A 26,984-nucleotide genomic window follows, 5' to 3' on the forward strand; every position below is an offset into this window, starting at 1 on the left:
CCGGTCAGGGCCTCAGCCTTTCAGGCTGCCCTGGGCAAGGCCTGCGATGTACTGCCGCTGCAGGAGCACAAACACGATCAGCACCGGCAGCACGGTCAGGGTGGAGGCCGCCATCATCAGCTCGGTGTCCTGCACATGCTCGCCAGCGAGGTTGGCCAGCGCCACCGGCAGGGTGTGCAGCTCGGCATCGGAGAGCACGATCAGGGGCCACATGAAGTCGTTCCAGCTGCCCATGAAGGTGAACAGGGCCAGGGTGGCGAGGATGGGCCTCAGCTGCGGCAGCACCACCGACCAGAACAGGCGGAACTCCCCGGCGCCGTCCAGCCGTGCGGCGTCCAGCATGGCCTCCGGGATGTTCTGCGCGTACTGGCGCACCAGGAAGATGCCGAAGATGCTGGCGAGCATGGGCACCAGTACCCCGGCGTAGGTGTTGATCAGGCCCATCTGCTTGAGCATGAGAAACAACGGCAGCATGGCCACCTGGGCCGGGATGACCATGGCGGCGAGGAGCAGGCGGAACAGCCGCTCCCGCCCGGCGAAGCGCAGCTTGGCAAAGGCATAGCCCGCCATGGCGTTGAGCAGGGTGGCGATGCTGGTGGCCAGGAGGGCGATCAGGGCACTGTTGAGCGCATAGCGGCCCATGTCCAGCCGGGTGAACAGGTCGCGGTAATGCTCCAGCGTTGGGCTGCTGGGCCACAGGCGCGGCGGAATGGCGCTGGCCTCTCCGGTAGGCATGAAGGAGGCCGCCAGCATCCACGCAAAGGGGGAGAGGGTGAGCAGGGCCAGGGCGATGAGCAGCAGGTGGAGCAGCAGGCGTTTCACATCGCCCTCCGCTGCAGGCGCAGCTGCAGGAGCGTGCCCATCAGGATGATGGCGAACAGGACGAAGGCGATGGCGGCGGCAAAGCCCATGTTCCACCAGCGGAAGCCCTCCTGGTACATCAACAGCACCACCGAGAGCGTCGCGTTGGCCGGGCCCCCCTGGGTCATCACATACGGTTCGGCAAACAGCTGCAGGTAGCCGATCATGGTCATCAGGGCCACGAACAGGAAGGTCGGGGCCAGCAGCGGCAGGGTGATGTGGACAAACTGGGCCCAGGGACTCGCCCCATCGAGCCGCGCCGCCTCGTACAGCCGCTCCGGGATGGCCTGCAGCCCGGCAATGAAGATGATCATGTTGAAACCGAAATTCTTCCACGCCGCCATCAGGATGATGGCGGGCATGGCCCAGGTCGGATCGCCCAGCCAGTCAATCGGGTCGATGCCGAAGAAGCCGAGGAGCTGGTTCAAAAGGCCGGCCTCCGGATGGTAGAGCGCGCGCCAGACCACCGCCACCGCGACCAGGGTGCTCACCACCGGGAGAAAATACACGGTGCGGAACAGCGTTTTACAGCAGGTCAGCCTGGCATTCACAAGGAGTGCCGCGGCCAGGCTCAGGGCCACCGACAGCGGCCCGCCGAGCAGGACGAAGTAGAGCGTGTTGGCGAGCGCGGTCCAGAACAGCGGGTGGTCGAGCAGCTGGCGGTAGTTCGCCAGGCCCACCCAGCGCAGGGCGCTGGGATCGCCGATGGCGTAGATGTCGAAATCGGTGAAGGAGAGCAGCAGCGCGGCCAGGATGGGCAGGGCGAAGAACACCGCGATCAGCCCCAGCGCGGGGGCGAGGAACCAGAAGGCGGGCGGCAAAAGCCTGCCCCTCTCCCCCCGGGGGAGCGGGGCAGGGGCGAGGGGCGCGGGCGTTGCAGGCGCCTCTGATGTGGAAGCCTTGGGGTGGTGCATGTTCACCCTCTCCCTCTCCCCAGCCCTCTTCCCTCAAGGGCTATCGTATGTACACATCTTCTGTACCATGTCCGCGAGCAAGTCGCCACCCTAAGGGCACCTCGAAAAACCGTCACGAGCGGGCGGAGTGCAAGGAACTCCGCAGCGAATCCCCAGCACATACTTGCGCACTCACAGCACGCGGCGCAACACGATCCACCTCAGCCCCCAAAGTCGCGAAGTCGATGTACTTCTCCATGTCCACCAAGGGATCGCCCGGGCGGTCAATCTTCTCCTTGCGAAGTTCGGCAGCAAACAGGTCGGCCTTGATAGTGCTGCGACAGTTCATAGGGTGGCGTAAATCAAGGACTGGAAGGCAGCATCGTGCCCCTCAGAAGCAAGATCGGGGTTGTTCGAGGCGCCCTTCTTCTGTGAATTCTTACTCAATAACCATCCCCATGAATAACCATGTCTCGGTCAAAAATCACAAAATCGTCGTCTTTGACTTTTTCTGAAATCCAATGAAAGACGGCTGTCGATCCATCTGTAAGCATTGCTCTTGGATGAAGGTGGAATCGCATATTGCGAATATGTTCGTTTTGAACAAGGCACTCACGATGATGGCCAATATCCGCATTATTATCGCCGTAAGTCTCGATGAGGATGCTTCGGATGTCATCAATTGTTGGAATGGACTCAAAAAGCACTGACAATCCCCACAACCCCACTGACCAGTATTCCTCTACGTGACCAACGTAAGCAGATGAATTCCATTCATCCTCTAGATAGCGAGGATCAGAAATTTGGTCATAATATGGGTGCTCTTCGCCCTCGGTAAGGTATTTTCTCCTGTTCTTCTCCGCTTTCCAGTTGAAGTCTTCTTTTCTTACATCTCGAACAACCGTAAGCTCCGATAGCATGCGCCCAAAAAGCAAGACTCCAACGTATTTGTGGTCAGAATGGTAACGATTTGGTTTTAGGTTTACTTTTCCGTTTAATTCCAGCATGGACTCTTTTAGTCCCTCTATGAGTGGTGCGTCGCTCAAGCACCTCGTCAGCTTTTCAAGGGCTTCATTCTGGCTGTATCGCTTTCCCGTCGACTTGTAAATCGACCCATAGAAATCCGAGAGGGTAAGCTTGCTTCTTCCGAGGGTGTTGGCGATGTTTTCTATTACTGAAAGAGCTGCGGGGCTTCTTTGGAAGCTCTCCATAATGTCGACTAGTTTTTTGCAAGTCTCCGAAAAAAAACCTTCGCATAAGGCGTGGATTTTTTTCTCAATCTTGTCAAGCTGGATCTCGTGTTCTTTGATCTCGCTGTGATTTCCTTCCATCTTGGCGTCTCTGATAGACTCCAAGATATACTTCCTGGTTTCCATTAATAAAGACGCTTCTCTGTCAACAGAGTAGCCAGTGTGTGTAATTTTATTTAACATCACGGCCAAATCAATAAAAGGCTGGGTTAGTTGATCCGATTTTTCTTCTAAAAACAAGTATGCATCACGCCGCTCTTCCCTTTTGCTTATATCTAGAGCAACTTTGGCAAGCACGATGGCAACAAACGATGCCGCTATCGATACTGGAACCCCCACCAACAAACCAAGGTAGTCTGATATGCCTGAAAGGTGGTTAATTGAAAAATCAGCGCCATTCGAGCCAAGAAGGCTTTTAATTCCTCCGATAATTCCTGTAGATCCCAAAAGAAATAATGCGCTGACGAGCAACAGAAGAAAAAAACTGGTCGCCAGCAGCAGCCAGAAATCTTTGATTATATTTTTATTCATGCTTGCACCAGCATTGTTTGTCTGGAGACAGAATATTTTTCATCAAACGAACCGCTTTGGCGAGGCTTCCCGATGGGGCTCCCCAGGTGGCCAGAAGCCCAGTTTTTCGAGAGGCCAATTGTAATGCTCGACGATGTAATGGGCCAGTATTGTACTGGTCCAGTACTTTTGGCACTCAGGATGGTCTTGGAGGAGCCATGGTACTGGAGCGAGGAGGCCCTGGCCGGGGTGGAGCATGACGGTGTTGTAAGCGACGCACCACTCGGCAAGTTTTAGGTTGAAGGCGTGGATGGTGGTGAACAGCAGGTCCTCGTGCTCGTCCTCGAACGGCTCCTGCACGGTGCGGTTGAAGCGCTCGCCATCGGCGTTCATCGAAGGTCGAGGCGGGTAGATCCAAAAGCGTGTCAGGATATGGGGCATGGAAGTGCTTCTTGAACTCCGGGCCGTTGTCGGAGAGGACATAAAGCACACGAGGGGCGCTCATCGGCTGCTGGGGCTCCGAGAGGCGCCGCCAGGGCCGGGGCAGTCGCCTGGGTGGTCCTGCCCAGCAAGACCACCGCAAAGCCAATGCGGGAGACTGGATCGAAGAGCGAGAGGATGTAGCGCCGCACACCATCGAGCACCCACAGTGTCCACTGCCCAAAGAGTCATCGGTGCGGCACGCAGGCCTTTGGGTTTGCGCACCTTCTTGAGCGGTGAATCCGCGAAGAAATTGAGGTGCCGATAACGTTTGGTGAGTGTGTCGTGGACTGGGTGTTCCCCAGAGATGCCCACCACGTGCCAGGGCTCAGTGACACCCAAGGCAGCTTCGAACAGCTTGGCCTGCATGGCGTACAACCACTTCAACCGGACCCCTTGTGGGCCGTAAACTTGGGATAGGAAGCTGCTACCCACTCGAGATCCAAATAGAGCCTCCTCTGTCATTAAATCCTTATGATCTCGAGGAACTTGACACTGATCATGTCCTGTCGTCATGGTTGACGATGCTCCAGCAACCAGCGGCGTTTTTCCAGGAGTCGATCGGTTTCGGCATCGAGGGTGCGCAACGCCTCCTCCTCGCTCGTAAGCCCCCGCGCGGCGCGTTCCGCCTGGCGCATGACCAGGCTCGCGATGCGCTCCCACTCCGGGATGGCCGGAACGCCGCGCACATGGGCAAGCTGCTGCCAGAAGGCCTCCACCCGCGGGGCCGTGTGCAGCCCGCCCTGCGTCCAGGCACGGGTGCGCACCGGCAGATCCCCCGTCTCGCGGTAGAAGGCAAGCTGCTGCTCGGGTTCGAGGAGGAAGGCGATGAGCGCCCGTGCCGCCTCCGGGTGCCGGCTGTCCGCACGCAGGGCCAGGCTCGCCCCGCCGGCGATGGATGCCCCAGGGTAGGGCGTGCCGTCCGGCACCGGCAGTGGTGCGGTGGCCCAGGCGCCTTGCAGCGCGTCGGGCAGGCGGCGCTCGAACTCACCGAGGTTCCACGGCCCGCTCACCAGAAAGGCGATGCGGCCGCGGGCGAAGGCCTGGTACACATTCCCGGCCGCGGCCTCACCTGCCACCTCGGCCAGGCCCTCGCGGAACAGGCGCAGGTAAAAGGCGAAGGCCGCGCGGAAGGCGGGAGCTCGGAAGTCGCCGTAGCGCCCCGCCTCGCGCAGCAGGTCGGCCTGTTGTTGCAGGCCCAGGGCGATGAGCGTCTGCCATTCGGTGAAGGGTAAGAGCAGGGGCGGGCGCCCGGTGATCGCCTTCACCCCGTGCAGGGCGGTGAGCCATTCACTCCAGGTGCGCGGCGGATGGTCGAAGCCGGCCTGTGCCAGTAGGTCGGCGCGGTAGTACAACAGGCGGGTGTCCACGTACCAGGGCAGCCCCCACAGCCGCCCGTCGATCCGGTTGGCGGCGAGCACGCCGGGGAAGATGTCGGCCTCCGCCTCGGCCGGCAGGGTGCCGTCCAGCGGGGCGAGGGCCTTGAGGGCATGGAGCTCCGGCAGCCAGGTGTTGCCGAGCTGGAAGACGTCCGGCAGGGTGCCGCCGACGTGGGCGGTGAGCAGCTTCTCGTGCGCCGCGCTCCAGGGGATCTGCTGCACCCGCACGCGGATGCCGGGGTGGCGGCGCTCGAACTCCGGCAGCAGGGCCTGCACCCGCTCGCCCTCGCTGCCCATAGCCCAGAAGTCGAGGGTCGTCGTTTCGGCCTCGTGCGCGCTGCAGCCGGCCAGCAGCATGGGCAGGAGGCAGGCGAGCAGGAGGGCAGGGAGGCGTCGGTGAGACACGATGTGAGGCGGCCAGCAAGACATGCCGACAGCATTCACCCGCGCCATGAACGCCGTCAAGCCTGGCCGCCCGGTTCCTTGGCAAGTCGGGGCTCAAGGTGCCATGCTTCCCGCATCCTGGTCTCACCCTGCCGGCCTGCCGTGTCCACCATCACCCTCGCCCTCCGTTCCGCCCTGTTTGCCGTCGGTTTCTGGGTCAGCCTGCTGATCTACCTGCCGATCCTGCCGGTGGTGCAGTTCCTGCCCATGCACCAGCGTTTCCTCATCCTGCGTGGCTGGAACTGGATGGCGGTGCACTGGCTGCGTCTCACCTGTGGTGTGCGCTGGACGGTCGAGGGCACAGTGCCGGAGGGGGGGGGCGTGATCATCGCCAACCATCAGTCCACCTGGGAGACCCTGTTCCTGCCGCTGGTGGTGCGCGGACCGGTCTTCGTGCTCAAGCGCGAACTGCTGCGTGTACCGGTCTTCGGCTGGGGGCTGGCGCTGGCCCGCCCGATTGCCATCGACCGCGCGGCCGGGCGCGATGCGCTCAAGCAGATCCTGTCCCAGGGGCGCGAGCGCATTGCTGAGGGACGTTGGGTCGTCATTTTCCCGGAGGGGACGCGCACCGCGCCGGGCCGCATCGAGAAGTTCAAGCCGGGTGGGGCCATGCTCGCCACCCAGAACGGGGCGCGGGTGGTGCCGATCGCACACAACGCCGGTTGCGCCTGGCCGCGCAAGGGTTTCATCAAGCGCCCGATGACCATCACCTTCCGTATCGGCCCGGTGATCGAAACCGAGGGAAGGGGGGCGAGCGAGGTGAACGCCGAGGTCGAGGCGTGGGTGCGGGCCCAGTTGGCGACCATGCCCTGCCCGGACCAGGGCGCCTGAGGCCCCTGCGCCTGCGCAAGGGCATTTGTCGGAGGGGAATCATGACCGATTTGTCGGGAACACATCGGGGGTCGCCGTCAGGCGAACCCGCAGGGGGCCGACCAGGGATGGTCGGCGTCCACCTGTACGAGCAGATCGGCGAGCGGATCGGCGAGGCGACCGGCCAGCCCTTCCGGCCGCGCCATTCGTTCAGCCGGGGCGGCGGCTGCATCAGCGAGGGGATCGTGCTGGAGGAAGGGGCGCGGCGTTACTTCGTCAAGCTCAATGCTGCCGGCCGCCTGCCGATGTTCGCGGCCGAGGCGGAGGGCCTGCGCGAGCTGGCCTCCGCCCGCGCCCTGCGCGTGCCCGAGCCCATCGTTTACGGCGAGGCTGGTGGGCAGTCTTTCCTGGTCCTGGAGTACCTGAACCTGGAAGGCCCCGATCGCCCGGACCGGCTGGGTGAGGGGTTGGCGGCCCTGCACAGCCATGCCGCCGGGCAGTACGGCCTGGCGCGGGACAACTTCATCGGCACCAGCGTCCAGCACAATACCCCCTCGGGCGACTGGCCCGGCTTCTGGATCCATTGCCGGCTGGAACCGCAGCTGGAGATGGCTGCACGCAGCGGGGCGGGCTGCGACCTGCTGGATCTCGGCGAGGCGCTGATGACCTGGCTGCCAGCCTTCTTCACCGACTACCGCCCCGTGCCCAGCCTGCTGCACGGCGACCTATGGGGGGGTAATTACGGTTACGTGTCGGACGGTGACGCCGGCGCGGGCGAGCCGGTGGTCTTCGACCCGGCCGTGTACTACGGCGACCGCGAGGCGGACATCGCCATGACCGAGCTGTTCGGCGGTTTCCCGCTGCGCTTCCGCCATGCCTACGAGGCGATCTGGCCACTCGATCCGGGCTACGGGGTGCGTCGCCAGCTCTACAACCTCTACCACGTGCTCAATCACTTCAACCTGTTCGGGGGCGGCTACGCCGAGCAGGCGAACCGCATCATGCGCAGGCTGTTGAGCGAGGTGCGCGGATGACCCTCCCCCTCATCATCCCCGACTGGGCCGTGCTGCCCGGGGTGCGCGCGGTGGTCACCACCCGCGTCGGCGGGGTCAGCCAGGCGCCTTTCGACACCTTCAACCTCGCCACCCACGTCGGCGACGACCCCTGCGCGGTGGGGGAGAACCGCCGCCTGCTGCGCGAGGCGCTGAGCCTTCCGGCGGAACCCCTCTGGCTGGACCAGGTCCATGGCACGGCGGTGTGCGATGCCACGATGACCGGGGGCTGCTTCGACGCAGCCTTCGCCGACCGGCCCGGTGTGGTGCTGGCCGTGCTCACCGCCGACTGCCTGCCGGTGTTTTTCGCAAGCAGTGATGGGCGCGAGATCGGCGTGGCCCATGCCGGCTGGCGGGGGCTGGCGGCGGGGGTGCTGGAGGCCGTGCTGGACCGCTTCGCTGCCCCGCCCGGCGCGATCCGGGCCTGGCTCGGCCCCGCCATCGGACCTTCGGCCTTCGAGGTGGGGGAGGAGGTGCGGGCGGCCTTCCTCGCCCATGCGCCCGAGGCGGCGGCAGCCTTCGTGCCGACGCATCCCGGCCACTGGCTCGCCGACCTCTTCCTGCTCGCACGTCAGCGGCTGGCGGCGCGTGGGGTGCACGCCGTCACAGGCGGGGGGCTGTGCACGGTGAGCGACCCTGCGCGTTTCTACTCCTACCGGCGCGACGGTGTCACTGGACGCATGGCCAGCCTGATCTGGCGTGATTCATGAACATGCAACCCGTTTGTGTATGATCCGGGTGTTTAACGGTTTCTGATGGGAAAGATGGACGATGACTGAGAACACGCAGAACGGCTGGAAACTGCTGACCCTGGTCGGCCCCGACCGTGCCGGCATCGTCGCCGAGGTGTCCCGCGTGCTGTATGGCGCCGGGGCGGAGCTGGGCGAGGCCTCGATGATGCGCCTTGGGGGGGTGTTCACCATCATGCTGATGGTGCGCCTGCCGGAGAATGTCGCGGATCTCAAGGGCCTGCTGGAGTCCGTGCGCAACGAGTTCAAGCTGCGCGTGCACGTGGATGAGGTCGGTGCCGGGCTGCACCGGCATGTCGATCCCGATGTGCGGATCACCGTGCACGGCGCCGACCGTGCCGGCATCGTCGCCGAGGTGACCGGCGCCCTGGCGCGGGCCGGGCTCAACATCCTCGACCTGCGTTCCGACGTGGCCGGCAGCCGCGAGCAGCCCATCTACATCATGACCATCGAGGGGGTGGCCCAGCAGGGCTATGAGGCGCTGGAGAGCGCCCTGGCGGGCCTGCCCAAGGACATCCGCGTCACCTTGAGCCCAGTCGACATCGTCAGGGGTTGAGATGGCCGTCCGTGACATCGTTCTCTACCCTGACGAGCGCCTCAAGACCCCCTGCGAGCCGGTCGAAACCTTCGATGCCGAGCTGCGGGACTTCGTCGAGGACCTGCTCGACACCTGCGCCGTGGGCCCCGGGGCGGTCGGCATCGCCGCGCCGCAGGTGGGGCTGCTCAAGCGCGTCTGCATCGTCGATGCCACCCGCGCCCGACGGCCGGTGCCCAATCATGGCCGGCTGGTGCTGGTGAACCCCGAGATCACCGCCTGGGACGGGTTTGCCGTGGGTCGTGAGGGCTGCCTGTCGGTGCCGGACTACACCGGCAACGTCATCCGCGCGGAGAAGATCCGCCTTGCGGCCTTCGACCTCGAGGGCAAGCCGTGCGAGTTCGAGATGGAGGGCTATGAGGCGCGCATCGCCCAGCACGAGCTGGACCACCTCGATGGCGTGCTGTTCCTCGACCGTCTGGTCAGCCGCAGCGCCGACCTGTTCCGCCGCAAGGGTTGATCACCCCACCCTCCAGATTGTTTCAAAAGGGCTGTCCTGCCCTTTTGAAACTCGCCTCGTCGCGGTACACGCCCGCGACGGGCTCCGAGGGGGTGGTGACATCCCCGCCTGCCGGGTGCATGCTAGGCCTAACGAAGCCTTCATCCAACGGGCATGCCTACCACCCTCCGTCACGGCCTGTGGGTCGTCCTGATCGCGCTCGGCGGACTCTTTTTCGCCCATGAGGCCGGTCATTTGCAGGCTGACCGTGAGCTGGCCCAGCAGCGGTCCGAAGCGATGCAGGCCTTGGCCCTGCATCGCGCGCGGCTGGAGGGGGCCTTGAATGCCTCGCTCTATCTCACCCATGGCCTGGCCAGTCAGATCGCCGTGGAGGGAGGCATCAGCGAGGAGCGCTTTGCCCTGCTTGCGCGTGACCTGATCGGCATCAACCCCTACATTCGCAACATCGTCCTTGCACCGGACAACACCATCCGCATGGTCTACCCCCTGGTGGGCAACGAGCTCGCCCTGGGGCTTCACTACCCGGACCGCCCCGATCAATGGCCGGCCGTACGCCGCGCGATCGAAACCCGCCAGCCGGTGGTCGCCGGACCGCTTGAAGTGGTGCAGGGCGGGATAGGCATCCTCAACCGCATCCCGGTTTTCCGGCGTGGCGGCCCCCAGGATGGCGCCTACTGGGGCATCGTCAGCAGCGTGATCGATTTCGGCGCCCTGCTCAGGACCGCGGGGCTGGAGGGGGAGTCCAGCCCCTACGTCTTTGCCCTCAAGGCCCTGAATGCGCGTGGCGAGGATGAGATTTTCCTGTGGGGGGATCCCCAGCTGTTCGAGGGCGGGCATCTGGCCCTGGATGTGCGTCTTCCGGGCGCGACCTGGGTGCTTGGCGCCCGGCCCGTGGCCGGCTGGACCCACCGCACGGGGGAGCAGACCGAGGCCTTCTGGATTGGCATCGTCTTGACCGTGCTGATTACCGCGCTGGTTCATCTGCTGCTGGCCAAGCAGCGCGCCATCGGCCATCTGGCGATGCACGATCCGCTCACCGAGCTGCTCAACCGGCGCGCCTTCGATCGCCGGCTGGAGGAGGCTGTGGCGCGTCAGTGGCGCTATGGGGGCAGCTTCGCCGTGCTGCACATCGACCTGGATGGCTTCAAGCCGATCAACGACCAGTTTGGGCATGCTGCTGGGGACGAGGCCTTGCGCATCATTGCCTCACGCTTGCGCGATACGCGGCGTCTCGATGATGTGGTCGCGCGGCTGGGGGGTGATGAGTTCGCCATCCTGGTGCAGGGGGGCGAGCCCAGCGCCATTCCCATGGCCAGGAGCTTGGCGGACAAAGTCCTGGCCGCCATCCGTCAGCCGCTGTGGCTGGCAGGGCAGCCGGCTCACCTTGGGGCATCGATTGGTATCGCGGCCTGTCCCGAGCATGTCTGCGAGGAAGGCGGCTTGATGCGCCTGGCCGATCAGGCCATGTATCAGGCCAAGGCCTGCGGCAAGGGGCTGTGGGGCATAAGCGACGGCCAGTCGCCCTGCAGTCTCGGCTGAGTCGCCCTCAGAAGGTGGCGGTTCCGGGCGGTTGTTGTGCCGGGGTCGCCTGCACGCCACCGAAGATGTCCCGATAGCTGGCATAGATCGCGATCATGATGATCGGCATGAGGAACAGCCAGCCGAGCATCAGTGGCAGGGAGGCGAGGAACGCCAGCGGGATGAGGATCAGGCCGAAGATCAGGAGCGGCAGCCAGTTGCCCAGGCAGGCCCTCAGACTCAGCTTGAGCGACTGCAGCGGCGGCATGCCCGCGAACAGCACCAAGGGCGCGGCGTACAGCATCGCCATCAGGAAAACCAGCGACAGCAGCAGCACGGTGAGCAGGCCGGCAAGGCCTGCGCCCATCATCTGCGCGTGCATGGTCGCAGGGTCCTGGCCGAGCAGGGCCGAGGTGCCTGCCGAGCCGCCCATGACCGCCGCCAGGGTCAGCACCAGCAGCAGACTGAAGGCGATGCTGATCGCCCCGAGGGTCAGCATCGGTCCGCGCGAACGCTCGTCGGTGAGCGGCTGGAACAGCATCTTCACATCCAGCGGCCGGCCGGCCTCCGCCTCGCGGGCGGCCAGGTACAGGCCGCCCGCGAGTGATGGGGAGATCAGCGCGAAGGTCAGCTGGCCGATGATGGGGATGAAGCCGAGCACGATGGCCAAGCCCAGGTAGATGAGCACCAGCAGCAGCCACATGCCGATCTGCCCCTTGAAGATGGCCCACGCGTCGGCATACCAGCCTGCTCCGCGTCCTGCCCCGACTGTTTTGAATTCCATCGTCGCCTCCCTTGGTTTGCGCTAGGCTGACTATAGCGGAAAGCCCCTCTTCGTGCCCTTGAAAGGCCTTGTCCCGCCCCAACAGTAAGGCTCAATTCATTTCGACCCTTCAGGAGTGTCGCTCATGCGCATGGACAAACTCACCGCCAAGTTCCAGCAGGCCCTGGCCGATGCCCAGTCAATCGCCATCGGCCGCGACCATCAGATGATCGAGCCCATCCACCTGCTCGCCGCTCTGCTCGACCAGGAGGGCGGATCGGTGCGCGCCCTGCTGCAATTCGCCGAGGTCAACGTCAACCAGTTGCGCTCGCAGATCAACGAGGCGCTGGATCGCCTGCCGACCGTCAGCGGCGCGGCGGGCGAGGTGCATGTCTCCAATGATCTCGGTCGCCTGCTCAACGTGACCGACAAGTTGGCCCAGCAGCGCAAGGACGCCTACATCTCCAGCGAGTTGTTCCTGCTCGCCGCGGTGGACGACAAGGGGGCAACGGGCGAGCTGCTGCGCAAGGCCGGCGCCACCCGCGGCATGATCGAACAGGCCATCGACAAGCTGCGCGGCGGGCAGAAGGTCAATGACCCGAACGCCGAGGATGCCCGCCAGGCGCTGGAGAAATACACCCTCGACCTGACCGCGCGGGCGGAGAGCGGCAAGCTCGACCCGGTCATCGGCCGCGACGAGGAGATCCGCCGCTGCATCCAGATCCTCCAGCGCCGCACCAAGAACAACCCGGTGCTGATTGGCGAGCCGGGCGTGGGCAAGACCGCCATCGTCGAGGGCCTGGCCCAGCGCATCGTCAATGGCGAGGTGCCGGAGGGGCTGAAGAACAAGCGCCTGCTCTCGCTCGACATGGGCGCCCTGCTCGCCGGGGCCAAGTTCCGCGGCGAGTTCGAGGAGCGCCTCAAGGCGGTGCTGAACGACGTGGCCAAGGCCGAGGGGAGCATCATCCTGTTCATCGACGAGATCCACACCATGGTCGGCGCGGGCAAGGCCGAGGGGGCGATGGATGCGGGCAACATGCTCAAGCCGGCGCTGGCGCGCGGCGAGTTGCACTGCATCGGCGCCACCACCCTGGACGAGTACCGCCAGTACATCGAAAAGGACGCCGCACTGGAGCGCCGTTTCCAGCAGGTGCTGGTGGACGAGCCCTCGGTGGAGGACACCATCGCCATCCTGCGTGGCCTGAAGGAGCGCTACGAGGTGCATCACGGGGTGGAGATCACCGATCCGGCGATCGTCGCCGCGGCCACCCTCTCGCACCGCTACATCACCAGCCGCCAGCTGCCGGACAAGGCCATCGACCTGGTCGACGAGGCCGCCAGCCGCATCCGCATGGAGATCGACTCCAAGCCGGAGGAGATGGACCGCCTGGAGCGCCGCCTGATCCAGCTGCGCATGGAGCAGGAGGCGCTCAAGAAGGAAACCGACGAGGCGAGCAAGAAGCGCCTGGCTGCGCTGGAGGAAGAGATTGCTCGTCTGCAGGCCGAGTACGGCGCCCTGGAAGAGGAGTGGAAGCGCGAGAAGCTCTCGCTTGAGGGCGCCTCCAAGATCAAGGAGGAGCTCGACCGCCTGCGCGTCGAGTTCGAGGCTGCGCGCCGCGCCAACGACCTCGCCCGCATGTCCGAGCTGCAATACGGCCGGATCCCGGAGCTGGAGAAGAAGCTGGCCGAGGCCCAGGCGGTCGAGCAGGTCGAATTCAAGCTGCTGCGCAACAAGGTCACCGACGAGGAGATCGCCGAGATCGTCAGCCGCTGGACCGGCATCCCGGTCAGCAAGATGCTCGAGGGCGAGCGCGAGAAGCTGCTGCGCATGGAGGATGAGCTCGGCAAGCGCGTGGTCGGCCAGCGCGAGGCGGTCAAGGCCGTGTCCGACGCCATCCGCCGGGCCCGCGCGGGCCTTGCCGACCCCAACCGGCCGAACGGCTCCTTCCTCTTCCTCGGCCCCACCGGGGTGGGCAAGACCGAGCTGACCAAGGCTCTGGCTGCCTTCCTGTTCGACACCGAGGAGGCCATGGTGCGCATCGATATGTCCGAGTTCATGGAGAAGCACTCCGTGGCGCGGCTGATCGGGGCGCCTCCGGGCTATGTCGGCTACGAGGAAGGGGGCTACCTGACCGAGGCCGTGCGCCGCAAGCCCTATTCCGTGGTGCTGATGGACGAGGTGGAGAAGGCCCACCCGGACGTGTTCAACGTCTTGTTGCAGGTGCTGGACGACGGCCGCCTGACCGACGGCCAGGGGCGCACGGTGGACTTCCGCAACACCGTGATCGTCATGACCTCGAACCTCGGCAGCCACCGCATCCAGGAGCTGGCGGGTGAGGCGAACTACGAGCAGATGAAGGCCGAGGTGATGGAGATCGTCAGCCACCACTTCCGCCCGGAGTTCATCAACCGCATCGACGAGGCGGTGGTGTTCCATCCGCTCGGCCGCGAGCAGATCCGCAGGATCGTCGAGATCCAGACTGCCAACCTGCGCAAGCGCCTGGAGAGCCGCGACATGCAGCTCGTGCTCTCGGAGGCTGCGCTGGATCTCTTGGGCGAGGCCGGCTTCGACCCGGTCTACGGCGCCCGTCCGCTCAAGCGCGCCATCCAGCAGAAGCTGGAAAACGCCTTGGCCCAGGCCATCCTCAAGGGCGAGTTCGGCCCGGGAGATACCATCCGGGTGGATGCGGCGGGCGACCAGCTGGTGCTGAGCAAGGGGTAAGTGCCCGTTACAGGCCGTTTGAACGGTGTTTTGAATCCAAGGCCTCGTGGGGCGACCTGCGAGGCCTTGCTTTTGCAGGCTCAGGACGCAGCTGTGGGCAGACGGAGAGTGATCCTCAAGCCGCCAAGATTCTCGGCGCGCCCCAGATGCAAAGAGCCGCCATGCAGCAAGGCAATCTCCCGCGCCAGGGCCAAACCCAGTCCCAGGCCGGCTTTGACCGAGTCGCCCCGGCCAAAGCGTTGCAGGAGCGGGGGGATGCGTTCCTCGGGGATGCCCGGGCCATTGTCTTCGATGATCAGGGTCATGTGCTGTGGGGTATGGTGCATGCGCAGGGCGATGTGGAGCTCGTTCGGGCCGTGTTTGCAAGCGTTGTCGAGCAGGTTGTACAGCATGACCTGGAGGAGCAGGCGGTCGCCCTCGATCCACCAGTCATCATCGCCTTCCTGGGGCATGTCCCAAAGAATCTCGCGTTCGGGCCAGCGGTCCTGAATTTGTGCCGCAATCTCTAAAAGCAAGGCATGCAGGTCGAGGCGGATCTTCTGCAGGACGATTTGTTGGCGCTCAAGGCGCGCAAGGAGGAGCAGGCGTTCGATCAGGCGGTGGAGGTGCTGCGTCGATTGATGGGCCTTGTCCAGATCCTCGGCAGCGTCCGGGTGATTTTCTTTAAGCAGCTGAAGCTGGGCGCTCAAGCCTGCGAGGGGGGTGCGTAACTCGTGGGCGGCAATCGCACTGAAGTGCCTCTCGCGCTCCACCAGGCTGCGGAAACGGGTCAACAGACGCTCGAAGGCCTCCACCACCACCGCCAGTTCCGCCGGTAAGTTTGTGGACGGGGGAAGGCTGACGCGCAAAGGGTCGGGGTGGTTGAGAGCCCGGATCAGCTGGCGCAAAGGGCGCAAGGATAGGGTGGTCAGGACGAAAATGAACAGCGCCAGCAAGGGGAGCAGGATGAGGGATTGCAGGCTCACCCGCAGGGCGATGTCGGAGGCCAGCTCTTCGCGGATGGCATGCTCCTGGAGCAGCAAAACGTAGTGCTGGTGGGCGGTATCCCAAAGTCCCACGTAGCGCCAGCTGCCGCCCTCGTCATGCAGCGTGCCGAACCCGACCGGTTGATCGGTGATCTGGGCCAAGGGTTGCGGGTCGCTATCCCATGCCACCGGCCCTGTGGAACCCCGCCAGAGGTGTCGCACGACCACCTTGCGGGTGTAGGGATGAAGGGGGGCAGGTGGGGGGTGGGTGATGGGATGATCCATCGCCAGATGGATGCGCGCCTGCTGCTCAAGTTGCGCATCGAACAGCTCGTCCAGCTCGTGGTGGGCATCCTGATAGACGCCGACCATGGTGATGGGCGCCACCACGAGCATGGCGCCCAAGAGGCCGACCATCAGGCGGGTCCGGAGCGAGGCGCGGTGGATCATCGAGCTTCAGGGCAGCGCAGGCGATAGCCGATGCCGCGCAAGGTCTGGATGCGTTCACTCCCCAACCGCTTGCGCAAATGGGAGATGAAGACCTCCAGCGTATTGCTGGCAATGTCACCGTCCAGATCATAGAGCAGCGCGTGCAGGCGCTCGCGCGTCACCGTCTTGCCGCAATGGCGCATGAGCACTTCAAGAACGGCGCGTTCCTTGTTGGGCAGGTCGATGGGGTGGCCTGCCACCTGGAGGGTACGGTGGGTCAGATCCAAGGTTAAATCGCCGCATTGCATGACGGACGAGCAGCTGGGGGTCTTGCGGCGTCCCAGGGCCAGGATGCGCGCATGCAGTTCGTGCAGGTCGAAGGGCTTGATCAGGTAGTCATCCGCCCCGGCTTCCAGCCCTTCCACACGCATGGCCACGGCGTCCATGGCGGTGAGCATCAGGACAGCGACCCCCTGCAGCGGCGGCGGTTGACGGCGCAGCCAGCGCAAGAGGCCGAGACCATCGCCCTCGGCCAGGCGCCAGTCGAGCACGATCAGATCAAAAGCGATCTCGCGCAGAAGTTGGCGCGCCAGGCGCTCACCGTTGGCCGCATCCAGCACATGACCCTTCTGGGTCAGAAAGCGCGTCACCGCCTCGGCGATCAAAGGGTCGTCTTCCACCAGCAGGATGCGCATGCCGATCAGGGGTTCGCTGCAAAGTAGCCAACAATCATGTCGATCTGTTGCGGAGTATAGCCGTGGGCATGGGCAGCCATGATGTTCCTGTTGGCGGCCATGGCGCGGAACTCCACGATCTCTTTAGCCTCTTTGCCGCGCAGATCCTCGAAGCCGCCCGTGCCATGGGTTCCGTGGCATTGGAAGCAATTGGAGGCCAGCAAGCGGGCCGGACTCGCATCCAGGAACGCCGACGAGGTTGTCGTCGGAGTGTCGAAGCGGGGCTTGGCATGTTTTGCCTGATGGTTGCCGTCCCGGTCATCGTCGGCACTGACGGTGAGGGGGATGGCAGAAAGCATAAGGAGCAGGAAGGGAATCCGGATGTTCATTGGCGAATCCTCAGGAGGGCATGGCGGGTGCGCCAGCGGCACCCGCTGCTTTGGTCAGGCAAAGCTGTCGCTCATCAGCGTGGTGAACCAGGTGTTCATCTGGTTGAAGTTTTTGCTGCTGATGCTGGCCGCCTCGACGACACCCGCTCCGCCAGGGACCATGGTCTTGCTGCTTCGGTCGTATTGATACACCGCAGTCAGCCAGCTCGCCGTCGTGGCCGTGATCGGGGAATAGCAGGCCGAATTGGTGACGGGGGCGGGATCAGGCTGCTGTCCCTGGAGTAAGCGCACGATCGCATCGGCACACACCTTGGCTTCCTGGTTGGCGATATGGCCCGCTTTGGGCTGGGTCGTGGCCGAGGCGTCGCCGATCACATGGATGAACGGCACCGCAGTCGATTCATAGCTCAATACATCCACGGCGGCCCAGCGGCCCCCGGCGCTGTTGGCCACCCCGGCCATTTCGGCCACCACCCCCGCCCGGTGGGGTGGTATGACATTGATGACCTTGGCGTTGATCACCTGTGCCGCACCTCCTTGGGTAAAACTGATCGTGCGGTTGACCTTGTCGACCTGAATGTTGGTGGTGCCCGGGCGGTAGTCGATGATCCCGGCGTGGGTCTGGGTGAAGGCCAGGTTGAAATTGTGCGGTTCCGCCTGGATGGAGGGGTTCTCATCCAGGACGACGACCTTGCAGTTTCCGCGCCCGGAGGATTTGAGGTAATCCGCTACAAGACAGGCCCGCTCGTAGGGGCCCGGCGGGCAGCGGTAGGGTTTGGTCGGAATGGTCATCAGGAAGGTGTCGCCATTCTGCATGCTTGCCAGCTGATCACGCAGCTTCTGCGTTTGCGGCCCAGCCTGCCAGGCATGGGGAAATTCGCCTGCATAATCGGCCTGCGTGAGCCCATAGGCGTCGTCGAAGCGAATCCCTGGGGCGAGGACCAGGCGGTCATAGCTCAAGCGGCTGCCATCGGAGAGCGTCACTGTCTTGGCCTGGCCATCGACGGCTGTGACCTCGGCCTGTTTGACCACCACCCCATACTTGCTGCTCAAGGTGGCGTAGCCGTAATTCAGGCTGCTCAAGGTTCGCGTCCCGGAGAGCACGAGGTTGCTCATGATGTTGGAGACATAGGTGGGGTTTTTTTCCACCAGGACCACCTCGAGCCCCGCGCCGCCCCACAGGCGGAGATATTTGGCCGCCGTGGCCCCCGCCATGCCTCCGCCGACCACCACGACGCGGCGTTGGGTGATGCCCGTCTGGGCCAGGACGGCTGTTCTGCCCACCCCAGGCCAGAGCAGAAGTCCGGCCCCTGCAGCGCAACAACGCAGAAAATCTCTTCTGTTCATGATGTTTATCCCCTCGATGCTTAACGGATCTGGTTGAGATAGCCCACCAGGGCCTGGAGCTGGGCATCGGTATAGCCCTGGGCATGGGCGGCCATGATGTCGTCGCTGGCTGTCTTGGTGCGGAATTCCCAGATCTCACCGGCCTCGTCGCCGGCAATGCGCTCAAATCCGCCCGTGCCATCCGTGCCATGGCATTGGAAACAATTGGAGGCGAGCAGCCTTCCTGCTGCGCTGGCCGGCAGAGCGACCTCGCCCCTCGTGCCTTGTGTACCCTCGGGCGCCCCGGAGGAAACATCGCTCCCCGTTGTTCCACCACCTCCCCCACACCCCGCAAGGAGCAACGGGGTGATCAACAGGATGGTTCTGTAGCGTTTCATGTTGTCTTCGGCCTCCCTTGTCTTGGGGCTTTGAATACCCCTTGCCGCGCAGGTTAGGCAGGGAGTCTGAAAAAAGCCTTAACAAAGGTGGGGGAGGGGCAAAAACAAAAAGGCCCGCACCCAGTGTGCGGGCCTTTGCCTATGCATCACGGCAGGGGGGAGCCCCCTGCTCAGGGTGAGGTGAAGTGCAACGGCGTTGCGCCCGTGCCCACGCTCACCGTGGCCGAATGTGTTTCCAGGAAGGCGATGCTGTCGTTTTTGGCCGGATCGTCGGCGGCAGCATCGCAGGTCAGGGCCAGGGTATAGCTGCCTGCGACCAGCGGTGCGGTGACATAGCGGCAGAGGGGTGGGGTTGAAGTGTCGCACACCACGGGGGCCGTGGTGACCGGGTTCACCCCATGCGGTGCGGGGCAGTCGACGAGCACGCCGCCCTGGTCGAGGTAGCAGAGGTCGTCCGGCGTGATGGCGCTACCTGCGTAGACGTACACCGCGCAGTCGTCTCCCGCCGCAGCACTGCCCACGGTGCCTGCGAAGTGGCCGGCTTGCAGGTTGTCGACCAGGCGTAGGGTGGGGCGCAGCTTGTAGCCCTTGGCATCCTGGTGCACCGACTTGCGCAGGTCGAACTCGACGGTGAAGTCGCTGAGGCCGCCTGCAGCCACGGTGAAGCCCGAGATCAGCTTCAGGCCGCTGTTCTCGTTGCTTGGGATATCGAGCGACTCGACGACCTCGTTTGTTTTCCCTTCGTTGAAGACGATCTCGGCATGATCGACATACAGCCGCAGCCACTGGTAATTGCCGGCCGGCACACTGACGCGATCGAGCAGCAGCAGCCGGTTCGTGCCCTGGTAGTTCATCAGGTTGACAGTGTAGGGCTGGTTGCCGGCGGTCAGTGGATCGCTGTCGAGGACGAAGCTCTGGGTGCCGTCCGGGCTGTGCAGGTCGATGCGGGAGAAGGTGATGTAGACCGCGTCGGCGCCATCGACCGGGGCGTCCTGCACTGCGATGCTGACCGTGCCGGTGCTGGAGCCGCCGCCACCGCCGCCGCAGGCGGCGAGCAGGAGGGTGGAGGTGACGAGGGCGGAACGGGCGAGGTGCTTGATCATGGAGGGCCTCCCGGAATGAGGAAGAGACCCTTTGAAGGGTAGTACACGGACAGGCATCCCGCCGCCCAGGCCTAACCCCGCACGTGGTCCGCAATCGCCAGCCTGCGCCGCATGGCCATGCGCTTGCTGTAATGCCCCTCCATGCGGGAGAGCACGCCCGAGAGGAAGCGCACGGCCTCGATGATGTGCGGACCTTTGTTGAGCATGGCGCATTCGGCGCGGATGCTCATGGCCGCGTCGGTCACCTCGGGGCGGGAGGGGGCGCCGTTCTTGGCCAGGCTCTCGAGGATCTGCGTGGCCCAGATGACTGGGACGTGGGCGGCCTCGCACAGCCAGAGGATCTCCTCCTGCACCTCGGAGAGGCGCTCGAAACCCATCTCCACCGCGAGGTCGCCACGCGCGACCATCACCCCGAGCCGGGGGCTACGCAGGCCGGCCAAGAGGATGCTCGGCAGGTTTTCGAAGGCCTGACGGTTTTCGATCTTCAGCACGATGCCAAGCTGGGAAGCGCCCAGGCGTTCAAGCTGTTTCTGCAAGCCGATGACATCCCCAGGGGCGCGCAGGAAGGACAGCGCGACCATGTCCACATGCGGGGCGAGGGTTTCGAGGTCGGCCTGGTCCTTGGCGGTGAGGGCTGTGGTGTGGAACTCGGTGTCAGGAAAGTTGATGCCCTTCTCCTCCCTCAGCCGGCTGCCCTCGGGGGCGGCGTGGGTGATGGCGAGGCGCATGATCTGGCCGTCGTTGGCGACGATGACGCCACCGATGCGTCCATCGTCCAGCCACACGCGTTGTTCCGGGCGGGCCTGCTCGAAGGCCGCCTCGAGGCTGCAGTGCAGGCGGGCCGGCTCGCTCATCTCGCCAGCCTCGTTGCGCACCCCGGCTCGACCGGGCTCATCCGCGCGGGTGAGGAGCAGGGGGTCGCCCACCTTGAGGCGGATCTCCTCCAGGATGGCGGGGGCACCGCCGAGCTGGCCGCGCAGCAGATGGCGGCGGCCGCGCGTGGCGTTGATGATCGTGCCGTCCTCGATGTAGGCGGTGTGGTCGAAGGCGAGCAGGGCGCCGTCCGGCCCGGCCTGGATGACGCTGGCGACGCGCAGCCGGCCACGCGCGTCGGTCAGCTGCAGCCGGTCGCCTGCCTTGAGGCGCTCCAGGCCCTTGCCCTGGAACAGCAGGGCGGGTACTCTTGGGATAGGGGCGGGACGGCTATCCGCGCTGATCCACAACAGGGCCTCGCGGGTGACGCGACCGCGGAAGTCGCGTTCCGGACGGATCTTCAGTACGCGGCCAAGCGTGCGGATGAGAGCGGTGCGGGACTTGGGTCCGGCGAGGTCGGCCTGGATACGGCACTCGCGCCCTTGGGCGAGGGCGGCGGCGCGCACCCGCTGGATCATGGCAAGCCAGGTCTCGGCATCGTCATGGGCGCAGTTGATGCGCGCGATCTCCATGCCGGCCTCGAGCAGGGCGGGAATCAGGTCAGGGGTGGTCGCCGCTTCGCTCGGGAGGGTGACCATGATCCTGACCTCGCGGCCATCGCGGGCCTCGCCCAGCAGGTTGCGCGCGTTCTCACGCAGGTGGCGGGGGCCGCTGATGAAATCGACGGGCGGCTCGGGGGGCGGGCTCGCAGGGCGGCCGTCCATCTCTTCCAGCCGTGCCGCGACGGCGTTCAGACTGGCGAGGGCGTGCGATTCAAGCAGGCCGAACGAGGACAGACCGAGCATGGCAAGCTCGCGCTGCAGCGGGCGGATGTCGTGCCGGCGCAGGGCAAGGTAGTGCAGCAGGTTGCGGGCGCTCGGGCGGAGGGCGGGATGGATGCCTTCCAGCGTCGTGGCGAACTCCTGTTCGAGTTGCAGGCCCTCGTCGCGCAGGGCGCAGACCTGCTCGAGCAGTCCGGCGGCATGGGGCAGGGTCGTCATGGTGGCGGGGGTCTAGGGGGATGCCCCTCATGCTCGCCGCCGGAAGTGACAGCCTTGTGTCGCCCTGTTGATGTTGGCCGAGCGGGTGCGCATAGTGAAGCAGTCACTGATGAGGAGGTTGCCCATGCCAAGCTACGACTATCGTTGTCCGGCCAATGAGCGCGTGTTGGAGGTGCGCCACGGCATGAATGAGTCCATCGCCAACTGGGGTGAGTTGTGTGCCCGTGCGGGGATCGAGCCGGGGGATACACCGCTGGATGCCCCGGTCGAGCGCCTGATTAGCGGTGGGGCGCTGGTGGGCAGCGCGGCGCTGAAGAATCCCTCGCTCCCGCCCTGCATGTCCGGCAGCGGTTGTGGAGGGGGTGTTTGCGGCCTGAGCTGAAAGCGTCACACGTTCTACACCGTGGGCCGCCAATATCGGTCCTGCCCGACAACCAGAGGAGAATGCCATGAGCGACATGGGCCAGACGATGCACGACTTCAAAGAGGGCTTTGCCATGATGACGAGCGAGGCCGCGGAGGTCATGCAGGCCTTCAACGGCTTCATGAACCAGGTGCTGTGCGACGGTGCGCTGGATACGCGCACCAAGGAGTTGATCGCCCTTGGCATGGCCATCACCGCGCGCTGCAGCTACTGCATCGGCATCCACGTCAACAAGGCGCTGCACGCCGGGGTGACCCATGCCGAGATCATCGACGTGTGCAAGGTGGCGATCCTGATGGGCGGTGGCCCGGCCATGACCTACATCGCTGAGGTCAAGAAGGCGCTGGACCTGTTCGAGAAGCAGCAAGCCTGCGGTTGATCCCTCATCCGCCTTGTCAGACTGTTTCAAAAGGGCTGTCCTGCCCTTTTGAAACTCGCCTCGTCGCGGTACACGCCCGCGACGGGCTCCGAGAATCAATCACGTGCTGTGATTGATTCTCGGGCGAGCCGTCCTTGGCTCGCCAATCCAGGCTGTTTCAAAGAGTTTTGAAACAGCCTGTTGTGCGGGCCTTGTCATTGAATGAGCGGCAGCCAGCCCGGCAGGCAGGCGCTGGCCTTGCGCAAGCGGCGATCCCACTGGCGCGCGCCCAGGCATCGCTCCTCCAGGGCCTGCCAGAAGGCGGGGCTGTGGTCGAAGTGCTCAAGGTGGGTGAGCTCGTGCAAAAGCACGTAATCCACCTCCTGCGGGCTGAGCCAGAGCAGCCGCGCGTTGAGGCTGATGCGGCCTTGGTGCGAGCAGCTCCCCCAGCGGCTTCTGGCCCAGCGCACGCTCACCGCGGAGGGGTTCAGCCCCTGCTGGCGGGCATGCTCGAGCAGTCTTGGCGGCAGATGGAGCTTGGCCTGATGCAGCAGCCAGCGCCCGAGCAGGGGCCAGAGCAGGGCCGGGGTACCCTGCAGGGTCAGATGCTGGCGCTGGGCGTCGGCATGCAGGCGGCCCGAGGGCGCATCAGGGACATGAGCAAGACTCCAGCATTGCCCCAGGGCCGGCAGGTCGATGGCCTCGGGTAGGCGCTCCGCCGGCCATTGGCACAGCTTGGACAGGTGCTGTTCGATCCAGGCGCGATGCGCATCGAGCACCTCGTGCACCTGGTGGGCACTCAGCCGGCGGGGACTGACGATCTCCAGCCCCTTCTCGGGGTGAAAGCGCAGCAGCAGGCGCTTGGCGCGGGAGGAGATCCGCACCGTGTGCGGCGGCGGCCAGGCGCGCATCAGCGTTTACCTCCGCCGGAGGCGGCGATGAGCAGGCGATCCATGGTGCGGATGGGCAGGATGCGCTTGAGCCAGTAGAAGGCCACCGCGGGGACGGTGACCGGGTAGCGTGGTTTGGGGCGGGGGCTCTCCAGGGCGTGGATGAGCCTTTCCACCACCGCCTCGGGGGGCAGGGTGAAGGGGGCGGCAGGCCCTTCCTTGGTCAGTCGTTCGAGCTGGCGGCGGTACTGGGCCTCGTGCGCGCTGCCCTCAATGCGGATCCAGCGCTGGAAGGCGGTGAGGGCGTTGGCGCGAAAGCGGGTGGAGATCGGGCCCGGCTCGATCAGGCTCACGTGGATGCCCGTGCCGGAGAGTTCCATGCGCAGGGTGTCGGTGATCCCTTCGAGGGCGAACTTGGCGGCGTTGTACGCGCCGCGGTAGGGAAAGGCGGCATAGCCGAGCACCGAGCTGCACTGCACGATGCGCCCCGCACCCTGGCGGCGCATGATGGGGATGATCAGGTTGGTCAGCTCCACCCAGCCGAACAGGGCGGTCTCGAACTGGGCGCGCAGGGCGTCGCGGGTCAAATCCTCCACCGCCCCGGGCAGGCCCCAGGCGCCATTGTTGAACAGTGCATCCAGGGTGCCGCCGGTGCGCGCCAGTACCTCCGCCACCGCGGCCTGGATGGAGCTGGAATCATCCAGGTCGAGCCGGACCGCCTCGAACCCTTCGGCCGCGAGGCGCACCACGTCCTCGGCCTTGCGCGCGCTGGCAAACACCCGCCAGCCGCGGGCGCGCAAGGCTCGGGCGGCGCTGGCGCCGATGCCGGACGAACAGCCGGTGATCAGAAGGGTACGGGAGGGAGGCATGGAGCAGCGTTCCTGGTTGGATAAGGGGGCTTTGAACCCTTTATGAGGTCCAGGGTGGCATTCTGCCAACTCGGGCGGACAAGACGAAACCGGGGAGGGGGACGCCCGATGGGGTAAGATGATGAACAGCCTGCCACGCGACGGTGTATGCCATGAGCGATCCCACCCCCTCAGCCGTTGAAGCCGAACAGCCGACGGGCCATGCACGTGGCCCGCTAGCCCCCCTGCGCCGCTACCTTGTCGCCGGTCTCTTGGTCTGGGTGCCGCTGGTCATTACCTGGTGGGTGGTGATCAGCCTGGTGCAGTTCATGGACCGCACGCTGGTGCTCCTGCCACCGGCCTACCGGCCGGATGAGTGGCTCGGCTTCCATATCCCGGGTCTTGGGGTGATCCTTGCCCTGGTCGTGCTGCTCCTGACGGGCCTGATCGCGGCCAACTTCCTTGGCCGGCGCCTGGTCGGGCTATGGGAGGGCATGCTTGACCGTATTCCGCTGGTGCGTTCGGTCTATTCGGCGGTCAAGCAGCTGATGCACACCTTCCTGTCCACCGATTCCCGGGCCTTCCGCAAGGTGCTGCTGGTGGAGTATCCGAGCAAGGGGTTGTGGACCCTGGCCTTCCTTGCGGGGGATCCGGTCGGTGAGGTGCAGGACAAGACGGCCAAGGCGATGCTGACGGTCTATGTGCCGACCGCGCCGAACCCGACCTCCGGCTATGTCATCTTCGTGGCCAGCGATGAGGTGGTCGAGCTCGACATGGGCGTCGAGGATGCCATGCGCATGATCATCTCGCTCGGCATGGTGGTGCCCCCCGCGCGGTCCCATGGCCAGGCCATCAGCGGGCCTGCGGTTGCCGCCCCCGAGGCCAGGCCTTAACATCACGGGTTTTTCGCTCCGGATCTTCCCATGCGCACGCATTATTGTGGACTGCTCAACGAGCAACTCGATGGCCAGACCGTTACCCTGACCGGCTGGGTCAACCGCCGCCGCGACCACGGCGGGGTCATCTTCGTCGATCTGCGCGACCGCGAGGGCATCGTGCAGGTGGTGTTCGATCCGGACCGTCCCGAGATGTTTGCCCTGGCCGAGCAGGTGCGCAACGAGTTCGTCCTGCGCGTGACTGGCCGCGTACGCCCACGTCCGGCGGGCACCGAGAATCCCAACCTGGTCAGCGGCAAGATCGAGGTGCTGGGCCTGGAGCTTGCGATCCTCAACCGTTCCGAGCCGCTGCCGTTCCAGCTCGATGATGATGCGGTAGGCGAGGATACCCGCCTGCGCTACCGCTACATCGACCTGCGCCGCCCGGAGATGCAGCAGCGCCTGCGCCTGCGCGCCAAGGTCTCCCATTTCCTGCGCCAGCACCTGGAGCAGCACGGCTTCCTCGACATGGAAACCCCGGTGCTGACCCGCGCCACCCCCGAAGGCGCGCGCGACTACCTGGTGCCGAGCCGCACCCATCCGGGCGAGTTCTTCGCCCTGCCGCAGTCACCGCAGCTGTTCAAGCAGCTGTTGATGGTCGCGGGCTTCGATCGCTACTACCAGATCACCAAGTGCTTCCGCGACGAGGACCTGCGCGCCGACCGCCAGCCGGAGTTCACCCAGGTGGACATCGAGACCAGCTTCATGGACGAGGAGGCCTTCATGACCCTGATCGAGGGCATGATGCGCGACCTGTTCCGCGAGGTGCTGGGTGTGGCCTTCCCCGACCCGCTGCCGCGCATGAGCTGGCACGAGGCGATGCGCCGCTATGCCTCCGACAAGCCGGACCTGCGTATCCCGCTGGAGCTGGTGGATGTGGCCGATCTGATGGCGAGCGTCGAGTTCAAGGTCTTCTCCGGCCCGGCCGCCGACCCGCAGGGTCGCGTCGCTGCGTTGCGCGTGCCGAAGGGTGGCGAGCTGTCCCGCTCGCAGATCGACGACTACACCAAGTACGTCGCCATCTTCGGCGCCAAGGGGCTGGCCTACATCAAGGTCAATGACCGCGCCGCCGGCCGCGACGGCCTGCAGTCGCCGATCCTCAAGTTCCTGCCGGATGAGGCGATCAATGGCATCCTCGAGCGCACCGGCGCAGAGGATGGCGATCTGATCTTCTTCGGCGCCGACAAGGCCAAGATCGTCAACGATGCGCTCGGCAACCTGCGCGTCAAACTCGGTCATGACCTCGGTCTGGTCGAGGCCGGCTGGCGCCCGCTGTGGGTGGTCGACTTCCCGATGTTCGAGTGGGACGACAGGGACAACCGCTGGGTCGCCCTGCACCATCCGTTCACTTCGCCCAAGCTTGAGCACCTTGGCTTGCTGGAGACCCATCCCGGTGCCTGCCTGTCGCGCGCCTACGACTTCGTGCTCAACGGCGTCGAGGTTGGCGGCGGCTCCATGCGTATCTACCAGGAAGAGGTGCAGAGCAAGGTCTTCAAGCTGCTTGGCATCGGCGAGGAGGAGGCCCAGGAGAAGTTCGGCTTCCTGCTCGATGCACTCAAATACGGCGCCCCGCCGCACGGTGGCCTGGCCTTCGGCCTCGACCGCCTGGTCATGCTGATGAGCGGCGCAGGCTCCATCCGCGAGGTCATCGCCTTCCCGAAGACCCAGTCGGCCGCCTGCCCGCTGACCGACGCCCCGGGGGCCGTGGACGAGCGCCAGCTGCGCGAGCTCGGCATCCGTATCCGCAAGCCCGCGGCCGAGGGCTGAGGGGGCGAGCCCCTCGGTGCGAATCATCCGGATTCGGGCACGTTCCCTCCCCCCTGGTGGGGGAGGGTTAGGGAGAGGG

The 26,984-nt window shown here is 65.1% G+C and carries 26 protein-coding genes and 2 pseudogenes; 11 read left to right on the forward strand and 17 right to left on the reverse strand.

Annotated features, from left to right (window positions below):
• Positions 1–12: 12 nt before the first annotated feature.
• The 7 genes and pseudogenes from V6D91_RS06425 to V6D91_RS06455 all read right to left on the reverse strand — a co-directional run bounded on the left by V6D91_RS06425 (position 13) and on the right by V6D91_RS06455 (position 5,778).
• Positions 13–822, reverse strand: coding sequence for a carbohydrate ABC transporter permease (locus tag V6D91_RS06425; RefSeq protein ID WP_347318841.1), 810 nt, complete (start codon positions 820–822; stop codon positions 13–15).
• Positions 819–1,682: a sugar ABC transporter permease gene (locus V6D91_RS06430; protein WP_347318843.1), complete on the reverse strand. Its 864-nt coding sequence runs from the start codon at positions 1,680–1,682 to the stop codon at positions 819–821. The genes V6D91_RS06425 and V6D91_RS06430 overlap by 4 nt, the downstream gene beginning before the upstream one ends.
• Positions 1,683–1,938: 256 nt before the next feature.
• Positions 1,939–2,103 (reverse strand): annotated as a pseudogene (locus tag V6D91_RS06435) (IS5/IS1182 family transposase); the annotation flags it as partial.
• Positions 2,104–2,197: 94 nt separating this feature from the next.
• On the reverse strand, positions 2,198–3,535 hold the full coding sequence (locus V6D91_RS06440) for a hypothetical protein (protein WP_347318844.1): 1,338 nt from the start codon (positions 3,533–3,535) through the stop codon (positions 2,198–2,200).
• A gap of 42 nt (positions 3,536–3,577) precedes the next feature.
• A complete protein-coding gene (locus V6D91_RS06445; protein WP_347318846.1) occupies positions 3,578–3,955 on the reverse strand; it encodes an integrase core domain-containing protein in 378 nt (125 codons plus the stop codon).
• Between the two features lie 285 nt (positions 3,956–4,240).
• A pseudogene (locus V6D91_RS06450) lies at positions 4,241–4,363 on the reverse strand (ISL3 family transposase); the annotation flags it as partial.
• 143 nt (positions 4,364–4,506) lie between these two features.
• Positions 4,507–5,778: an extracellular solute-binding protein gene (locus V6D91_RS06455; protein ID WP_347318848.1), complete on the reverse strand. Its 1,272-nt coding sequence runs from the start codon at positions 5,776–5,778 to the stop codon at positions 4,507–4,509.
• A 141-nt stretch (positions 5,779–5,919) separates the two neighbouring features.
• Here V6D91_RS06455 and V6D91_RS06460 point away from each other — a divergent pair, with 141 nt between their 5' ends.
• From V6D91_RS06460 to V6D91_RS06485, 6 genes are all read left to right on the forward strand, one after another.
• Complete coding sequence (locus V6D91_RS06460; RefSeq protein WP_347318850.1) at positions 5,920–6,648, forward strand: lysophospholipid acyltransferase family protein; 729 nt, start codon at positions 5,920–5,922, stop codon at positions 6,646–6,648.
• Positions 6,649–6,755: 107 nt separating this feature from the next.
• Positions 6,756–7,661 carry a fructosamine kinase family protein gene (locus V6D91_RS06465; protein ID WP_347318852.1) on the forward strand — a complete coding sequence of 302 codons (906 nt, stop codon included), beginning with the start codon at positions 6,756–6,758 and terminating at the stop codon, positions 7,659–7,661.
• Complete coding sequence (gene pgeF, locus V6D91_RS06470) at positions 7,658–8,389, forward strand: peptidoglycan editing factor PgeF (protein ID WP_347318853.1); 732 nt, start codon at positions 7,658–7,660, stop codon at positions 8,387–8,389. The genes V6D91_RS06465 and pgeF overlap by 4 nt, the downstream gene beginning before the upstream one ends.
• A 61-nt stretch (positions 8,390–8,450) precedes the next feature.
• The gene (locus tag V6D91_RS06475) at positions 8,451–8,984 is read left to right on the forward strand and encodes an ACT domain-containing protein (RefSeq protein WP_347318855.1); all 534 of its coding nucleotides are present in this window, start codon (positions 8,451–8,453) and stop codon (positions 8,982–8,984) included.
• Position 8,985: 1 nt separating this feature from the next.
• Positions 8,986–9,483: a peptide deformylase gene (gene def / locus V6D91_RS06480; protein ID WP_347318857.1), complete on the forward strand. Its 498-nt coding sequence runs from the start codon at positions 8,986–8,988 to the stop codon at positions 9,481–9,483.
• Between the two features lie 153 nt (positions 9,484–9,636).
• Positions 9,637–11,022, forward strand: coding sequence for a diguanylate cyclase (locus V6D91_RS06485; protein WP_347318859.1), 1,386 nt, complete (start codon positions 9,637–9,639; stop codon positions 11,020–11,022).
• Between the two features lie 7 nt (positions 11,023–11,029).
• Here V6D91_RS06485 and V6D91_RS06490 read toward each other — a convergent pair whose 3' ends face one another.
• Complete coding sequence (locus V6D91_RS06490; protein WP_347318861.1) at positions 11,030–11,785, reverse strand: BPSS1780 family membrane protein; 756 nt, start codon at positions 11,783–11,785, stop codon at positions 11,030–11,032.
• Positions 11,786–11,909: 124 nt separating this feature from the next.
• Between V6D91_RS06490 and clpB the strand changes: the two genes are divergently transcribed.
• Complete coding sequence (gene clpB, locus V6D91_RS06495; protein ID WP_347318863.1) at positions 11,910–14,486, forward strand: ATP-dependent chaperone ClpB; 2,577 nt, start codon at positions 11,910–11,912, stop codon at positions 14,484–14,486.
• 80 nt (positions 14,487–14,566) lie between these two features.
• On the opposite strand, the gene V6D91_RS06500 is transcribed toward clpB, so the two are convergent.
• From V6D91_RS06500 to V6D91_RS06530, 7 genes are all read right to left on the reverse strand, one after another.
• The gene (locus V6D91_RS06500; protein ID WP_347318864.1) at positions 14,567–15,901 is read right to left on the reverse strand and encodes a HAMP domain-containing sensor histidine kinase; all 1,335 of its coding nucleotides are present in this window, start codon (positions 15,899–15,901) and stop codon (positions 14,567–14,569) included.
• Positions 15,898–16,575: a response regulator gene (locus tag V6D91_RS06505; protein ID WP_347318865.1), complete on the reverse strand. Its 678-nt coding sequence runs from the start codon at positions 16,573–16,575 to the stop codon at positions 15,898–15,900. The genes V6D91_RS06500 and V6D91_RS06505 overlap by 4 nt, the downstream gene beginning before the upstream one ends.
• Positions 16,576–16,580: 5 nt before the next feature.
• Positions 16,581–16,943 carry a hypothetical protein gene (locus tag V6D91_RS06510; RefSeq protein WP_347318867.1) on the reverse strand — a complete coding sequence of 121 codons (363 nt, stop codon included), beginning with the start codon at positions 16,941–16,943 and terminating at the stop codon, positions 16,581–16,583.
• Positions 16,944–16,997: 54 nt separating this feature from the next.
• Complete coding sequence (locus tag V6D91_RS06515; RefSeq protein ID WP_347318869.1) at positions 16,998–18,290, reverse strand: FAD-dependent oxidoreductase; 1,293 nt, start codon at positions 18,288–18,290, stop codon at positions 16,998–17,000.
• 20 nt (positions 18,291–18,310) lie between these two features.
• On the reverse strand, positions 18,311–18,667 hold the full coding sequence (locus V6D91_RS06520) for a c-type cytochrome (protein WP_347318871.1): 357 nt from the start codon (positions 18,665–18,667) through the stop codon (positions 18,311–18,313).
• A 170-nt stretch (positions 18,668–18,837) separates the two neighbouring features.
• Complete coding sequence (locus V6D91_RS06525; RefSeq protein ID WP_347318873.1) at positions 18,838–19,770, reverse strand: DUF4382 domain-containing protein; 933 nt, start codon at positions 19,768–19,770, stop codon at positions 18,838–18,840.
• A 71-nt stretch (positions 19,771–19,841) separates the two neighbouring features.
• The gene (locus V6D91_RS06530) at positions 19,842–21,683 is read right to left on the reverse strand and encodes a pyruvate kinase (RefSeq protein ID WP_347318875.1); all 1,842 of its coding nucleotides are present in this window, start codon (positions 21,681–21,683) and stop codon (positions 19,842–19,844) included.
• Positions 21,684–21,807: 124 nt separating this feature from the next.
• Between V6D91_RS06530 and V6D91_RS06535 the strand changes: the two genes are divergently transcribed.
• A complete protein-coding gene (locus tag V6D91_RS06535; RefSeq protein ID WP_347318876.1) occupies positions 21,808–22,065 on the forward strand; it encodes a zinc ribbon domain-containing protein in 258 nt (85 codons plus the stop codon).
• Positions 22,066–22,132: 67 nt separating this feature from the next.
• Entirely contained in the window at positions 22,133–22,486 is a 354-nt protein-coding gene (locus V6D91_RS06540) for a carboxymuconolactone decarboxylase family protein (protein WP_347318878.1), read from the forward strand.
• A 194-nt stretch (positions 22,487–22,680) separates the two neighbouring features.
• Here the strand turns inward: V6D91_RS06540 and V6D91_RS06545 are convergent, their stop codons facing one another.
• Both V6D91_RS06545 and V6D91_RS06550 read right to left on the reverse strand, forming a co-directional pair.
• Positions 22,681–23,376, reverse strand: coding sequence for a YgjP-like metallopeptidase domain-containing protein (locus tag V6D91_RS06545; protein ID WP_347318879.1), 696 nt, complete (start codon positions 23,374–23,376; stop codon positions 22,681–22,683).
• On the reverse strand, positions 23,376–24,224 hold the full coding sequence (locus V6D91_RS06550) for an SDR family oxidoreductase (protein ID WP_347318881.1): 849 nt from the start codon (positions 24,222–24,224) through the stop codon (positions 23,376–23,378). The genes V6D91_RS06545 and V6D91_RS06550 overlap by 1 nt, the downstream gene beginning before the upstream one ends.
• Positions 24,225–24,376: 152 nt before the next feature.
• On the opposite strand from V6D91_RS06550, the gene V6D91_RS06555 reads away from it, so the two are divergent.
• Together V6D91_RS06555 and aspS are read left to right on the forward strand one after the other, a co-directional pair.
• Positions 24,377–25,096: a DUF502 domain-containing protein gene (locus V6D91_RS06555; RefSeq protein ID WP_347318884.1), complete on the forward strand. Its 720-nt coding sequence runs from the start codon at positions 24,377–24,379 to the stop codon at positions 25,094–25,096.
• Between the two features lie 30 nt (positions 25,097–25,126).
• The gene (gene aspS / locus V6D91_RS06560) at positions 25,127–26,905 is read left to right on the forward strand and encodes an aspartate--tRNA ligase (protein WP_347318886.1); all 1,779 of its coding nucleotides are present in this window, start codon (positions 25,127–25,129) and stop codon (positions 26,903–26,905) included.
• Positions 26,906–26,984 lie beyond the last annotated feature (79 nt).

Origin of the sequence: Thiofaba sp. EF100 (genome assembly GCF_039822285.1) — a bacterium.
Lineage (GTDB): Bacteria > Pseudomonadota > Gammaproteobacteria > Halothiobacillales > Halothiobacillaceae > Thiofaba.

Excerpts from the sequence above, each read along its gene's own strand:
- V6D91_RS06440 (WP_347318844.1), bottom strand. The coding sequence starts at position 3,535 with ATGAATAAAAATATAATCAAAGATTTCTGGCTGCTGCTGGCGACCAGT.
- V6D91_RS06445 (WP_347318846.1), bottom strand. The coding sequence starts at position 3,955 with ATGCCCCATATCCTGACACGCTTTTGGATCTACCCGCCTCGACCTTCG.
- V6D91_RS06465 (WP_347318852.1), top strand. The coding sequence starts at position 6,756 with ATGGTCGGCGTCCACCTGTACGAGCAGATCGGCGAGCGGATCGGCGAG.
- pgeF (WP_347318853.1), top strand. The coding sequence starts at position 7,658 with ATGACCCTCCCCCTCATCATCCCCGACTGGGCCGTGCTGCCCGGGGTG.
- V6D91_RS06475 (WP_347318855.1), top strand. The coding sequence starts at position 8,451 with ATGACTGAGAACACGCAGAACGGCTGGAAACTGCTGACCCTGGTCGGC.
- def (WP_347318857.1), top strand. The coding sequence starts at position 8,986 with ATGGCCGTCCGTGACATCGTTCTCTACCCTGACGAGCGCCTCAAGACC.
- V6D91_RS06485 (WP_347318859.1), top strand. The coding sequence starts at position 9,637 with ATGCCTACCACCCTCCGTCACGGCCTGTGGGTCGTCCTGATCGCGCTC.
- V6D91_RS06490 (WP_347318861.1), bottom strand. The coding sequence starts at position 11,785 with ATGGAATTCAAAACAGTCGGGGCAGGACGCGGAGCAGGCTGGTATGCC.
- clpB (WP_347318863.1), top strand. The coding sequence starts at position 11,910 with ATGCGCATGGACAAACTCACCGCCAAGTTCCAGCAGGCCCTGGCCGAT.
- V6D91_RS06500 (WP_347318864.1), bottom strand. The coding sequence starts at position 15,901 with ATGATCCACCGCGCCTCGCTCCGGACCCGCCTGATGGTCGGCCTCTTG.
- V6D91_RS06505 (WP_347318865.1), bottom strand. The coding sequence starts at position 16,575 with ATGCGCATCCTGCTGGTGGAAGACGACCCTTTGATCGCCGAGGCGGTG.
- V6D91_RS06510 (WP_347318867.1), bottom strand. The coding sequence starts at position 16,943 with ATGAACATCCGGATTCCCTTCCTGCTCCTTATGCTTTCTGCCATCCCC.
- V6D91_RS06515 (WP_347318869.1), bottom strand. The coding sequence starts at position 18,290 with ATGAACAGAAGAGATTTTCTGCGTTGTTGCGCTGCAGGGGCCGGACTT.
- V6D91_RS06520 (WP_347318871.1), bottom strand. The coding sequence starts at position 18,667 with ATGAAACGCTACAGAACCATCCTGTTGATCACCCCGTTGCTCCTTGCG.
- V6D91_RS06525 (WP_347318873.1), bottom strand. The coding sequence starts at position 19,770 with ATGATCAAGCACCTCGCCCGTTCCGCCCTCGTCACCTCCACCCTCCTG.
- V6D91_RS06530 (WP_347318875.1), bottom strand. The coding sequence starts at position 21,683 with ATGACGACCCTGCCCCATGCCGCCGGACTGCTCGAGCAGGTCTGCGCC.
- V6D91_RS06535 (WP_347318876.1), top strand. The coding sequence starts at position 21,808 with ATGCCAAGCTACGACTATCGTTGTCCGGCCAATGAGCGCGTGTTGGAG.
- V6D91_RS06540 (WP_347318878.1), top strand. The coding sequence starts at position 22,133 with ATGAGCGACATGGGCCAGACGATGCACGACTTCAAAGAGGGCTTTGCC.
- V6D91_RS06545 (WP_347318879.1), bottom strand. The coding sequence starts at position 23,376 with ATGCGCGCCTGGCCGCCGCCGCACACGGTGCGGATCTCCTCCCGCGCC.
- V6D91_RS06550 (WP_347318881.1), bottom strand. The coding sequence starts at position 24,224 with ATGCCTCCCTCCCGTACCCTTCTGATCACCGGCTGTTCGTCCGGCATC.
- V6D91_RS06555 (WP_347318884.1), top strand. The coding sequence starts at position 24,377 with ATGAGCGATCCCACCCCCTCAGCCGTTGAAGCCGAACAGCCGACGGGC.
- aspS (WP_347318886.1), top strand. The coding sequence starts at position 25,127 with ATGCGCACGCATTATTGTGGACTGCTCAACGAGCAACTCGATGGCCAG.